At 36.6% G+C, this 11,971-nt stretch carries 11 protein-coding genes; 10 read left to right on the forward strand and 1 reads right to left on the reverse strand.

The features are described from left to right. The 7 genes from ACTBZY_RS20900 to ACTBZY_RS20930 all read left to right on the forward strand — a co-directional run. Nucleotides 1-1,019 (forward strand): CocE/NonD family hydrolase (locus tag ACTBZY_RS20900; protein WP_463048331.1); only part of this gene is annotated, 1,019 nt, incomplete at its 5' end. 169 nt (nucleotides 1,020-1,188) lie between these two features. Further along, nucleotides 1,189-2,346 (forward strand): aldo/keto reductase, encoded by a 1,158-nt coding sequence (locus tag ACTBZY_RS20905; RefSeq protein WP_463048332.1) that lies wholly within the window; start codon nucleotides 1,189-1,191, stop codon nucleotides 2,344-2,346. A 690-nt stretch (nucleotides 2,347-3,036) separates the two neighbouring features. After that, nucleotides 3,037-3,714, forward strand: coding sequence for a dihydrodipicolinate reductase C-terminal domain-containing protein (locus ACTBZY_RS20910; RefSeq protein ID WP_463048333.1), 678 nt, complete (start codon nucleotides 3,037-3,039; stop codon nucleotides 3,712-3,714). Nucleotides 3,715-3,884: 170 nt separating this feature from the next. After that, the gene (locus ACTBZY_RS20915; RefSeq protein ID WP_463048334.1) at nucleotides 3,885-4,541 is read left to right on the forward strand and encodes a TetR/AcrR family transcriptional regulator; all 657 of its coding nucleotides are present in this window, start codon (nucleotides 3,885-3,887) and stop codon (nucleotides 4,539-4,541) included. A 54-nt stretch (nucleotides 4,542-4,595) separates the two neighbouring features. Continuing rightward, nucleotides 4,596-5,399, forward strand: a complete 804-nt coding sequence (locus ACTBZY_RS20920) for a haloacid dehalogenase type II (RefSeq protein WP_463048335.1) — start codon at nucleotides 4,596-4,598, stop codon at nucleotides 5,397-5,399. Nucleotides 5,400-5,480: 81 nt separating this feature from the next. Continuing rightward, nucleotides 5,481-6,218, forward strand: a complete 738-nt coding sequence (locus ACTBZY_RS20925) for an SDR family oxidoreductase (RefSeq protein WP_463048336.1) — start codon at nucleotides 5,481-5,483, stop codon at nucleotides 6,216-6,218. 627 nt (nucleotides 6,219-6,845) lie between these two features. Further along, entirely contained in the window at nucleotides 6,846-7,511 is a 666-nt protein-coding gene (locus tag ACTBZY_RS20930; protein ID WP_463048337.1) for a DNA alkylation repair protein, read from the forward strand. Nucleotides 7,512-7,932: 421 nt separating this feature from the next. Here the strand turns inward: ACTBZY_RS20930 and ACTBZY_RS20935 are convergent, their stop codons facing one another. Beyond that, the gene (locus tag ACTBZY_RS20935) at nucleotides 7,933-8,772 is read right to left on the reverse strand and encodes an oxidoreductase (RefSeq protein WP_463048338.1); all 840 of its coding nucleotides are present in this window, start codon (nucleotides 8,770-8,772) and stop codon (nucleotides 7,933-7,935) included. A gap of 418 nt (nucleotides 8,773-9,190) precedes the next feature. On the opposite strand from ACTBZY_RS20935, the gene ACTBZY_RS20940 reads away from it, so the two are divergent. The 3 genes from ACTBZY_RS20940 to ACTBZY_RS20950 all read left to right on the forward strand — a co-directional run bounded on the left by ACTBZY_RS20940 (nucleotide 9,191) and on the right by ACTBZY_RS20950 (nucleotide 11,964). Beyond that, nucleotides 9,191-10,363, forward strand: a complete 1,173-nt coding sequence (locus tag ACTBZY_RS20940; protein ID WP_463048339.1) for a glycoside hydrolase family 130 protein — start codon at nucleotides 9,191-9,193, stop codon at nucleotides 10,361-10,363. Nucleotides 10,364-10,598: 235 nt separating this feature from the next. After that, nucleotides 10,599-11,003: a DUF6855 family protein gene (locus ACTBZY_RS20945; RefSeq protein ID WP_463048340.1), complete on the forward strand. Its 405-nt coding sequence runs from the start codon at nucleotides 10,599-10,601 to the stop codon at nucleotides 11,001-11,003. A 241-nt stretch (nucleotides 11,004-11,244) separates the two neighbouring features. After that, on the forward strand, nucleotides 11,245-11,964 hold the full coding sequence (locus ACTBZY_RS20950) for a 3-ketoacyl-ACP reductase (RefSeq protein WP_463048397.1): 720 nt from the start codon (nucleotides 11,245-11,247) through the stop codon (nucleotides 11,962-11,964). Nucleotides 11,965-11,971: the final 7 nt, after the last annotated feature.

Raw genomic sequence — 11,971 nt, forward strand, 5'->3', positions numbered from 1 at the left:
CTGCATTCTGGCGGCAGATGATCCCACAACAAAATGTTTTTGCGAAAATCAATATCCCAGTCTTAACTTTTGCAGGCTATTATGATTACGACCAAATAGGTACCCTACACTATTTTAAGGAACTTCAGAAAGGGAACAAAAGCAACGAAAGTTACTTAGTTATTGGTCCCTATGACCATAGTGGTGCACAAGGTAGCATCTCTGAAAATTTGAAAGGTTATGAAATAGATAGTGTAGCCAATTTACACATTTTAGACATCGTTTTTGAATGGTTAGATTATGTTTTAAAAGATGGAGAAAAGCCCTCTTTTTTAAAGGATAAAATAAACTTTGAGGTAATGGGAAGAAACGAATGGCAGCATGTTCCTACACTAAATCAAATGTATAACGACAGTATTCGATTTTATCTAGGAAACGTAAAAAAAGGTAATCATTTTGGTTTACTCACTGAAAAGCCAAAACATTCTGCATCCATTAACCAAACGGTGGATTTAAAAGACCGTTCAGAACTAAACTTCAGTACTAATGTTTTGCCAGACATACCTATAATTGAAGACAGTGTATTGCATACACAAAAAGAACAACTTATTTTTATCAGCAACCCCATTGATAAAGCTTTTGCCATTAGCGGAGCCGTTAAAGCATCTTTCGTGGCAAGTCTCAACAAAAAAGACATAGATATCATGTTTGCTGTTTACGAGCTGACATCCGATGGAAAGTATATTGCACTTACAACCAATGTGCAAAGAGCCAGTTATGCAAAAGACGATAATGAACGCACTTTGTTAGAGCCAAATATTAAACAAACTATAGTCCTAGACAATACCTATATGACGAGTCGCCAATTACAAAAAGGCAGTCGCATCGTTTTAGTTATGGGCATAAATAAAAATCCAAACTGGCAAATCAATTACGGTACTGGTAAAGACGTGAATGATGAATCGATGCTGGACGCAAACATACCGTTTCAAATCAAATGGTATAATGATAGTTATATTACAGTACCAATTTTAAAATGAATAATAACTACGCTCAACAATGTTTATCTGTTTATACCTCCCATCCGGTCGGCACAAACAGATACACTACCGTTAGCGGCAATGGTGGACAGTCCCACAATACCAAACAAACAATAATTTAACAGGTAACCATGCCGGACAAGTATTGAAATTAAAAAAAATTAAATAAATGGAAAATAACAATCGTAGAGATTTCTTAAAGGCCGGAGTAATGTCTGGAGTATCTTTATTGGCAGCTTCCACGCTTGGAGCGGTTGTAACAAGTTGTACCAATAAAGCAAACAATGAAAAAAACGATACACTCCAAAAACCTAAAAGAAGGACATTAGGTACAGGTAGTCACAGTATTGAAGTATCCGCATTGGGATTAGGTTGCATGGGTATGAGCTACCACAGGAGTTTTATTCCAGACAGACAGGCTATGATAACCCTGATGCGAAAAGCGGTGGATTTAGGTGTTAACCTATTTGATACAGCCGAAGCTTATGGACCATTCGTCAATGAAAAATTGGTCGGAGAAGCTCTTGAACCCATTCGTAAAGACATAATCATCTGTACAAAATTTGGTTTTGTAGAGGGGAAACCCAGTTTAGGCCTTGATAGCCGTCCTGAAAGAATTAGACAAGTGGTTGAAAATTCGTTGAAAAGCTTAAAAACCGATTATATTGATTTGTTATATCAACACCGCATTGACCCCAAAGTACCAATGGAGGATGTGGCCGGCACGGTAAAAGACCTAATTACCGAAGGAAAGGTAAAGCATTTCGGGATGAGTGAAAGGGATTTTAATAGCAGTAAAGACGGATTGGAAGCCATTCGCAAAGCACATTCGGAGCAACCTGTAACAGCAATACAAAGTGAATATTCAATTATGACCCGTAATCCAGAAAATAGAGTATTGGAATTATGCGAAGATTTGGGAATTGGCTTTGTGCCGTATAGTCCGTTAAGCCGTGGGCTTATTTCGGGATATATCAATGAGCGAACAAAATATAATCCAGACAATGACAACAGGGCTACACTGCCCCGTTATCAGCCAGAGAATATTATTGCAAATTGGGGAATAATTGATGTGTTGAAAGCATTTGGTGACCAAAGGGGACTAACTGTAGCACAGGCGGCTTTGGCTTGGCTTTTAGGACAGAAACAGTTTATTGTTCCTATCCCAGGAACTACTAAATTGGCTCATCTCCAAGAAAATATCTGGTCGGCAGATTATGAATTTACCGCAGAAGAATTGGCAAAACTTACAGAAGATTTATCAAAAATCCAGATTGTTGGCGACCGCTATACAAGTGGCTATCCTACAAGCCAACCCGATAAATAATAATAAATGGTAAGAATGAATGCCAATTTATTAGGCTGCTTATATATGTTTTCTGGTTGCCTGGACACTCAAAACCCCGTACCACAGCCGCTAATCGAGTAGCCCGACCCATCAATAGAACATGATGGGCTGGGGCTCTGGTACGCCAGCCCGGTCTCACCACCGTACGTACGGGCCTCGTACCGATAGCTATCGGTACGGCGAACTTGGCGTTCCCGTTCTGAATCTCTGGTTGTAAGCGTTGATAATAATCCAGCATACTTTCGTAACCTCGTAACCTTAACTTTTCAAGTGTGATGGTTGTCTTTATTTCCGATAACTATGGAAGGGCTATGAGCTGCCGGGCAGGCCTATTTCAACCTCATTTTGTTGTTCTATCGGCGACGGACGTAAAATACTTAAGACTCGGCGATCCTATTACTTCAGATGGCCAGTCACCTGACCCACCCATGCCACCTACTTTGTTTAGGATAACGACTCGCTCGCTTATGGGACTACGCACCCAGTCTTTCAGCCTTTGGATTGTTCCGTTAAAGAGCTAAATTCGTTATTCAAGGCACACAATGTGTTGCATAATGTTCAGAGCCTCAACATGGTTGGAACCGTCATATCCAATCGCGTTAGCAGTAAGGACAAAACCGAACTATGTTGATTTATTAGAGTAGAATGTATTTGAATGAAATGGAAAGAATGAAAATATTTATTGTTGGTTCAGGAAAATTAGCAAATGCAATTCTATCTTCTAATTTATCATTCCCATCTTTTGAACTGATAAAGTGGGAGACTCCAAATAAGACCTTAAATGAAAAGTTTATGCTCATTCATGCAGGTTCAGGACGACAACTAAATGAATGCATAGCAATTTGCTCCAAGACTAAATCTGTTCTTATAGAGCTTTCTACTGGTTTAGAAACAGAGAAAATGTCCCCTGATTTTCCTCTAGTTATATGTCCAAACACTTCCATCCTATTATTAAAGACCCTTAGGATGATGAATATATTTGGAAGCAACTTTGAAAATTATGATATTTCTATAACAGAATCTCATCAATCGACAAAAATTACGGAACCAGGAACGGCTTATAATTTTGCTGACTACTTAAAAGTTCAACGAGATAGAATCTTGTCAATAAGAGACCCTGAAAATCAAAGGAATCAAATTGGTATTCCTCAAGAGTTTTTAGGAAGACATGCTTATCATAAAATTGTTATTAAAGATAATAATGACGAGGTAATAATAGAGACAAAGGTTTTGGGACATGATTCCTATATTAACGGAGTTAAAGCAATTATTGAAACTTGTATTAACAATAGGATAGAAAATAAAAGACACACCGTTTTAGACTTAATTGACAATGGATTGATATAAGTAATTGAAAATCAAACGACAAAAACGCCTACCGCCAACAATTAGGCTCAAATGCAGGGATTAAAACTTTGATTATTTTGAGATCCGACAAAACCGGAGTTGAACTCAAACCCTCCCCTGCTTTCTAATCTTTTAGCTCAAGCATTTTAAAGCTTTTGGCTTGGAACCAAATGAAAACAAACATAAAACATTCCACCTGTACTTTTTATGTATATATTTGCAGTATGGAGCAAGAATTAAAGTCGGAAATAACCAAGCAGCATATTATTCACCACGCCTTTAAGCTTTTTTATGAAAATGGGTTTAAGTCTACCAGTGTAAATGATGTAATGAAAGCTGCCAAAATGTCTAAAGGGGCTTTCTACCACCATTACGAAAACAAACACCAGCTTGGCTTAGAAGTCATTGAATTGAAAATTCAAAAACGAGTTTACGATGGTATGATTTTACCCTTAAAAGGAGCTGGAAACCCCATGGAAATTTTAGAGACTACTTTTTTAAATAGAATTAAGTCCTTCCCTTTTTATGATAAGCAACATGGATGCCCTATGAATAACTTTATCAACGAAATTGGCAATTATGAAAGTAGTTATCAATTGGCTTTAAAAAACATTATTGAAAAATGGAAAGAAGCACTTGTCATTCTTATTGAAAAAGGTAAAAATCAAAACGTTATAAAAAAAGAAATTCCGAGCGAAGCCGTAGCCATTTATTTAATTAGTGCTTTTGAAGGAATTAGAGGAATTAGAAAACTATATGATAATGACACTATTCTTGACCAGTATATTTCGGGTTTGGCCTTATACCTCAATCAATTAAAATATTAATTTTTTTATACATAAACATACCGAATAGAATGTTTTAAAACAATTACACAAACGATGAAAAACAACAGAAGAAATTTTATCAAAAAGACAGCTTTGCTTGGAATTACTGGTAGTACAATTCCTCATTTAGGATTTGCAGGAACAAGTGTAAACACGCAGGATACAGAAGCCTTAGCGATACGGCCTAAAGTATTATTTTTTGATGTTAATGAAACGCTACTAGACTTAACAGCGATGAAAACAAGTGTTGGAAACTTACTCGGAGGAAGAAGCGAATTATTGCCCTTATGGTTTACCACGATGCTGCAATATTCTTTAGTTACAACCGTAGGAAGGCAATACAATGATTTTGGAATCATTGGAGCGGCAGCCTTGCAAATGGTAGCAGCCAACCACGGTATCTCTATTACGGAAAAAGAGGCTCAAGATGCTATTTTGGGACCTATACGTTCCTTGCCGGCACATCCAGAAGTTAAAGCATCTTTACAAAAATTAAAAGATGCTGGTTATAAGTTAGTTTCCTTTACCAATTCTTCAAATAAAGGCGTGAAAACACAATTTGAAAACGCTGGTTTGTTAGACTATTTCGAAGAAAGATTAAGCATTGAAGACATGGGCAAATTCAAGCCCCATTCAGATGCCTACGATTGGGCAGCAAGAAAAATGGATATAAAACCCTCTGAAAGTCTTTTGGTAGCCGCTCATGGTTGGGATATTGCTGGGGCACTCTGGGCTGGCTGGAGAGGAGCTTTTATTAGTAGACCAGGTGCACAATTATATCCCCTTGCCACAAAACCAGAAATCAATGAAAGCAATCTGGCACTAGTAGCCAATAAACTGATTTCTTTAAAAGCATAGGTCAAATCATAAATATTATCTCAATCATGGGAGTGGGCTAAGGTGTCTTTCCCCCAAATTTCCTATTTAAGAAAACAAAACATGATGAAGGTTAAAAATAAAGTAATTATCGTAACAGGAGCTTCTAGAGGAATAGGAAAAGAAGTTGCCATTCTTTTAGCTGAAAATGGTGCAAAAGTAATTGTCAATCATTCAAATAGCGAAGATGAAGCAAATAATACCGTAGAAAGTATTATCCAAAATGGCGGCACAGCTTTGGCGATTAGAGCAGATGTCAGTCAAAGAAATGACGTTACCAATCTATTTGATAAAACGATTGAAGCTTACGGTAAAGTAGATGTTTTGGTAAACAATGCTGGTATTATGTACAATGAATTTTTAAAGGATAATACACAGGAAGAATTCACTAAACTTTTTGACGTAAATGTTAGAGGTATTTTTAACACACTTCAAGAAGCGGACAGTAAACTAGCAGACAACGGGAATATCATTAATTTTTCCTCAAGCACGGCCAAATTAATGTTTCCAAAATACGCTTTATATTCTGCCACCAAAGCAGCCGTTGAGCAAATGACAAAAGTTTTTTCTAAAGAAATAGGAAGAGGGATTTCTGTTAATGCCATTGCTCCAGGTGCAACAGCAACGGCATTATTCTTAAATGGAAAATCGCAAGAAACTATAGATAAACTGAGTGCTATGAATGCCTTTAATCGATTAGCGGAACCCATTGATATTGCTAGAGTAGTTTTGTTCTTAGCGAGTGATGATTCTAAATGGATTTCTGGTCAAGTAATTGGTGCAAATGGAGCTTTAGTTTAGTTGAAAGCCTGTTCCCTGTCAAATAGACGTATAGCCTTAGGTACGCCGATAGGTCATACCACAATGCCACGGCCTTCATAAGGCACTTGACGTGCCAGTTCTGATGAGGTGCTTCATTAACTGAACGCTCTTTTTTGATAATTCGCCAGAATATAGCCTAGCCCACCAACTTGATACTTTAATGTTTAAGCTCTAATAAACAAAATCCTTAAAATTAAAAACACATTGTAAGGCCAAATTCTTGATTGTTGCTTAATAGAATGAGTGTAATCCTGACGGTCGGCCGCTGCGGTTGGAGTGTGAATTATAACTTAAGTGGCGGTTCTGATTTATCAGAAACCCCGTTCAGAATATTTATTATTCCAAAAGAGTACTCCCTTTGAGTATTTTGTTCACTTATAACTCAAATTTAATCAGGCAAAAAGTAAAAACATTATCCATTGAAGTAGTCAATCCAGTTGGCAGTGCGAAGTACACCCCCTTCTTTGACAAAAAAAGAAAGCTCGGTATAGTAAAACGAATTCAAAAACAAATTGATAAATTCGGTTTGATTAATGAGGAGCTACAATTCACAATCAGTTGTGTATAAACGTAAAACAAAAGCGTCAGTCAGAATTCAAAAACAATATGGAACTTTCTTCAAAAGCAAAAAACATATATAATCAAATCGATAAGCAAACAACCAAATTGGGAGATTTGAGAAAAATTGCAAAAGAATTGAAAAAGGACCATGATGTAGCTATGGAACTTTGGTCTACTAACGAATTTTTACCACGTCAGTTAGCTATCCTAATAATGGATAAAAAATCTCTAAATAAAGAAGTGATTGACAAACTTGACCAAGATATTCAAAAGCACGAATTTGATGAGCGAATTCATTTAATGGATTGGTTAATGGCTAATCAATTATCTAAAGACAAAAAGATAATTTCTCTTATAGTGTCTTGGGAAAATAGCTCATCTTCTTTACAACGCAGAGTGTTTTGGTATTATCAAGCAAGATTAAGATGGATGGGAAATACCGACCACTCAAATACAGAATACCTTCTATCTTCAATAGAAAAAAATATAATGAATGAACAACCCGAGGTACAATGGGCAATGAACTATACCGCTGGTCAAATAGGAAAATGGGAAGAAAAGCATCGTGAGAGATGCATTTCCATAGGAGAAGAAACAGGCTTATACAAAGATGAAGTTGTCCCCAGAAATTGCACACCAAGTTATTTGCCGAAATTCATTCCGATTGAAGTTGCCAAATTGAATAAACAAAAAACAACACTCAACAATTAGTGTCGAATGAAGTGTTACAAGTCCCTTCTGCAGCGTTCAAGAAAGGATTCGGTTCATAAATTCTTTTAAGTCCCAACTTCTTTAAACCCCCTTTATGTATTAGAAAATCTCCCGATAGCTATCGGGACCGTAGCTAAATTGCTTCCTATCGGCAAGCTCAGGGTTAACGGCTATGCTAATCTCGTTTAAATGCCTGATTTATTCCACTTTAAAACTCATTACAATTCTCCAATGCATAAACCGGGTTAAAATGAAATGTATGGTATAGGCATACTGCTCTTATAAGCTATTTTTGGAAGAACATCACAGCATCCAATAATCATATAAAAACAATTACCAAACGTAAAATTCCAGTGTGATGGTACAACAAAAAACCGCCTCTGGAGCGGTTTTTTATCTATAAAAAGTAGGTTAAAGAAACCTATTCGAAATCACATGCCTTACCTAAATCTTCAAACTTAGCTAACTCTTCTATTAATCCATTATTTACTTTTCCGAAAACTTCATAAGCTATTTTACCTAAAGGTAAATGTACCGGAGCTTCTTCTAGCTGTGCTAATTTATAAATAGCAGCTGCCGCTTTTGCTGGATCTCCGGGTTGATTTCCATTTAAACCTTGTAAACCTCTTATTCGCTCACCTACCGTACTTTCGTAATCGTCAATCTTGGTGTTATCATAAGCTGCTGAACTTCCAGCCCATTCTGTTCTAAATGGTCCAGGTTCCACATTAGTTACTTTAATGTTTAGCGGCTTTAATTCTGCTGCTAAAGCTTCCCCAATGCCTTCTAAGGCAAATTTGGACCCGTTGTAAATTCCTAAACCTTGAGAACCGATACGTCCCGCAATAGAAGTTATATTAATAATATGACCAGAACGCTGCTTACGCATTTGTGGTAATACTGCTCTAATGGTAGTTAAAACACCAAAAACGTTGACTTCAAATTGTCTTCTTACTTCTTCGTCAGAAATTTCTTCGATACTTCCCATAATACCATAACCAGCATTATTCACCACAACATCAATCTTTCCGAATTTATCAAAAATGGTTTTAATACCATCTATAATCATCTGTGTAGAAGCCACATCTATAAGTACACCAAAAGAATTCCCTGGGTTTTCGTTGTTAAACGCCTCTACTTGGTCTTGTTTTCTAAAAGTCCCTACCACAATCTGCCCTTGTGATAATACCTCTTTAGCTAACTCTTTACCTAATCCTGATGATACACCAGTAATAAACCATACTTTTTTTTCTGTACTCATTTTTGTTTCGTTAAAATTTTGCGGAAGAAACTGAAATATTTTCCTCCAAATTACTAAAAGATTTATAGTTATTGGGGTCTTCAGTGTCATATGAATATGGTAAATCCATCTAAAATGATAACATTAATTTATTTTGTTCTTTTCTGACATTGTGAAAATTTAAGGTGTAGGGTTTGGTTTTAAATCATGTACTGCATTCATTTCTATATGGCTTTATGTGGTAAATGAACAGATAGACTACCAAAAAGGCTCTTTTTATTGACAAATTAACGGTGAAGGCGTCAGCCTAATCTTTCATCCACTGGATTATTATTATGGTTATATTTGATGTCAAGCACACTCAATTCAATAAGAAGTAATCGTTTCTTTATTTCCAATACGCTTATCCCTACTCCCTCCCTATCAAAATGAAACATATATGAATAAATTAAAAGATTGTCACAAGCTAATAGTTGCAGTATTAATAATCTTGACTTTTGGATGTGATAAAAAAGTATCACAAAGCTATTCCGGAACTGAAGAATCCACAGATTGGGCATTTACTGCTTTTGAAAAAGTGGACAGCATTAACCCCATTTTGAACCCTACCTCAAACCTGTTTTTCACATGCCCAATATCACAAAAACAGGTTAATTGGGAAGAAAGAAACGTATTAAACCCTTCTGCGGTAGTAAAAGGAGATTCAATTTACCTGTTTTATAGAGCTCAAGACTCAAGTGGCACTTCCCGAATTGGATTAGCCATCAGCTCAGACGGTCTTCATTTCAAAAAACAATCATCACCTGTCTTTTACCCAGAAAATGATTTCATGAAAAAATACGAATGGAATTACAAGAAATTCTCCGAAGACACCTATGTACAAGACTGCCCCAACTGTTATTTTGATGGCGTTGAAGATCCAAGAATCGTAGAAACGAAAGACCATACTTATATCATGACCTATACTTCCTATGACGGTAAAACTGCTCGATTAAGTATTGCGTCTTCCAAAGATTTAGTATCCTGGACAAAACACGGATTGCTTTTAAAAGAGGACGAATACAAAGATACATGGTCCAAGTCAGGAGCTATTGTGGTAGAAATGAAGGAAGGTAGACCTATTGCAAAAATGATAAATGGGAAGTACTGGATGTATTTTGGAGATACCAATTTATTTTTAGCAAGTTCAGAAGATTTGAAAAACTGGGTTGTATGCAAAAACGAGGAAAATGGGAAAATGATTTCGGTACTGCATCCTCGAGCAGGATTCTTTGATAGCAGGTTGGTGGAACCCGGCCCTTTTGCCTTATATAAAGAGGAAGGCATTTTGTTAATATACAATGGCAGTAATGCTACCAATTTTAACGATCCTAAATTACCCAAATTCACTTATGCTGCAGGGCAGGCTCTATTTGACGGAGACTATCCGTACAAACTAATAGATAGAACAAAAAGCTACTTCATTCATCCTGACAAAGATTATGAGAAAGTTGGGGAAGTGAATGAAGTATGCTTTGTGGAAGGATTAGTTAGTTTTCAGAACAAGTGGTTTCTTTATTACGGGACAGCAGATTCCAAAATTGCTGTAGCCATCAATACAGATAAAAATTAATCACAGTTCACAAAAAAATCAGGCTTTAATGCATCGAAATAAGACCTTTGGCAAAGCTCATGAATGCCACTTTTCTATTTAGAAGGGTGTGAGCCCTGTATGTTTCAACGGCTTAATAGGTCAATCGTGATTACACAATGTTTTTTTGTGATTATGAGTATGGGAAAGAAGCACTGAAAAAATATGGCCATATTAATAGAAGTTGAATTAATCCAAAACTCTAAATAATAATAGGATGAACTACAAAGAAAAAATTGGAACAAAGGAAAATCCCTTAACGCTAAAAACGCCTCCCCTTTCATCTGAATACACCATGCATATTGATGAAAAAGACGTTTTGGTGTGTACTGTGGGTAAAACGGTATTGCATTACAACATAAATTGTTTACAAGATTTACACCAAATGCTTAAAAAACATGGTGACTGGATGGAATTAGGGAGTGCAGACGAACAAAAAACTGCGAAAGCAGGAACCGTTGAGGCTTGGGCTCGCTCAGAAAATAATCCAGTAGGTGGATGGTACGGACTCAAAAAAGGACTCCGAGGCAGATTTGCGATGTATATTCCACCCTTAATGGAGCATCTTGGACTTGCTGAAGTAAGCCACGAAAAAAGAGGGAATAACATGAGAGCCAAATAAGTATAGCTGGCACCATAGATGATTAAACCCGAATGATGTCTTGAAGCATCTTAATGAGGTTTGAATAATAAACGAGTTCGCATTTTTTATCTTTTCCATATGTCACTTTTTACGTTAGCGGATAAAGATTTAATATGTTTTATTGGGGATTATGGGTTCCAAAATGCCCAAAACTGCAAGAGAGATGGCTAATTTTACGTAAAACTTTAAAGCGAATTTTCCATTAAGAAGTATTCTAAAAATTAACAATTTAAAAAACAAAAAGGCCATTATTACTGGTGGTGGCAGAGGACTGGGAAAAGCAACGGCCCTAGCATTTGCTAAAGAAGGCATTGATGTAGCCATAACAGGTAGGAATGAAGAAGTTTTAAAAGAAACCGTTTCAGAATTGGAGGCGTTAGGCGTTAAGGCTACCTATGCGGTTTTCGATGTTGGTAATTATGAGGAAGTTAAAAGCAGCATAAAAAGTATTATAGATACTTTAGGTACTGTTGACATATTGGTTAATAACGCTGGAATTGCAGCCTTTGGGTCTTTTAACGACATGGAAGTAAACCAATGGAGTCAAATTATTCAAACCAATGTTATGGGGATGTATTATGTGACTAAAGAAGTTTTACCCTACCTATTAGATAAGAATGAAGGTGATATTATTAATGTCTCTTCTACGGCAGGACTAACTGGAAACGCCAATGTTTCTGCCTATTCTACATCCAAATTCGCAGTTATAGGGATGTCTGAATCCTTAATGAAGGAAGTTCGTAAAAATAATATTAGAGTTTGTACGCTAACACCAAGCACCATAGCATCTGATATGAGCATAGAATTGGGTATTGCAAAAAATGATTCCCAGGATACCGTCTTGCAACCAGAAGATTTTGCTGAATTAATTCTGGCCGGTTTAAAACTACCGAGAAGAGCAATGCTTAAAAGTGCCGCTTTGTGGTCTACAAATCCTTGATAGACTT

The organism is Arcticibacterium sp. (genome assembly GCF_055134445.1).

Excerpts from the sequence above, each read along its gene's own strand:
- ACTBZY_RS20945 (WP_463048340.1), top strand. The coding sequence starts at position 10,599 with ATGAACTACAAAGAAAAAATTGGAACAAAGGAAAATCCCTTAACGCTA.
- ACTBZY_RS20925 (WP_463048336.1), top strand. The coding sequence starts at position 5,481 with ATGATGAAGGTTAAAAATAAAGTAATTATCGTAACAGGAGCTTCTAGA.
- ACTBZY_RS20940 (WP_463048339.1), top strand. The coding sequence starts at position 9,191 with ATGAATAAATTAAAAGATTGTCACAAGCTAATAGTTGCAGTATTAATA.
- ACTBZY_RS20935 (WP_463048338.1), bottom strand. The coding sequence starts at position 8,772 with ATGAGTACAGAAAAAAAAGTATGGTTTATTACTGGTGTATCATCAGGA.
- ACTBZY_RS20915 (WP_463048334.1), top strand. The coding sequence starts at position 3,885 with ATGAAAACAAACATAAAACATTCCACCTGTACTTTTTATGTATATATT.
- ACTBZY_RS20920 (WP_463048335.1), top strand. The coding sequence starts at position 4,596 with ATGAAAAACAACAGAAGAAATTTTATCAAAAAGACAGCTTTGCTTGGA.
- ACTBZY_RS20910 (WP_463048333.1), top strand. The coding sequence starts at position 3,037 with ATGAAAATATTTATTGTTGGTTCAGGAAAATTAGCAAATGCAATTCTA.
- ACTBZY_RS20930 (WP_463048337.1), top strand. The coding sequence starts at position 6,846 with ATGGAACTTTCTTCAAAAGCAAAAAACATATATAATCAAATCGATAAG.
- ACTBZY_RS20905 (WP_463048332.1), top strand. The coding sequence starts at position 1,189 with ATGGAAAATAACAATCGTAGAGATTTCTTAAAGGCCGGAGTAATGTCT.